The organism is Bradyrhizobium sp. Bra78 (assembly GCF_024519855.1).
GTDB lineage: Bacteria > Pseudomonadota > Alphaproteobacteria > Rhizobiales > Xanthobacteraceae > Bradyrhizobium > Bradyrhizobium japonicum_G.
This window is the reverse complement of sequence record NZ_JALJRE010000034.1, coordinates 1-549: the sequence shown is the minus strand read 5'-3', so window position 1 is coordinate 549 and position 549 is coordinate 1. Positions and strand designations below refer to the sequence as shown.

At 67.2% G+C, this 549-nt stretch carries 1 pseudogene; it reads left to right on the top strand.

Going from position 1 to position 549, the window contains the following annotated elements:
- Window positions 1-549: pseudogene (locus tag OC450_RS34280) on the top strand (caspase family protein); the annotation flags it as partial.

Below are 549 nucleotides of genomic sequence, written 5' to 3'. Positions count from 1 at the left end.
TGCCGGGCCTCGACCTGCGCAAGGCGTTCGGCTTCGTGCGCGACGATGTGCTCAAAAATACCGGCTACAAGCAGGAGCCGTATGTCTACGGCTCGCTCGGCGGCGATGACGTGCCGCTGGTTGCAGCGAAGCCGGTCGTGGCCGGGCCGCAGGCCAACCCGGACAGCGAAATCCGGCGCGACTATGAACTGGCGCTTCAGCTTGGCACGCGTGACGGATGGGCTGCCTTCCTGGATCGCTTTCCCAGCGGCTTCTACACCAATCTCGCCAAGGGGCAATTGAACAAGATCGCCGCCGAAGAAGCCCGCGCTGCCGCTGCGGAAAAGGCCAGGCAGGCCGAGGACGAGAAGACCCGGCTGGCAATCGATCGCGCCAAGAAAACCGAACAGGAGAAGGCCGCCGCGGCCGCCAAGGCCGCGGAGGACGCCCGTATCGCGGCGGAGAAGATCAAGCAGGTCGAGGAGGCCAAGGCGGCCGCCGCCGAGCAGCGCCGCAAGGAGGCCGAGGCCGCAGCGGCAAAGGCCGTGGCCGACAAGCAAGCCGCCGAGA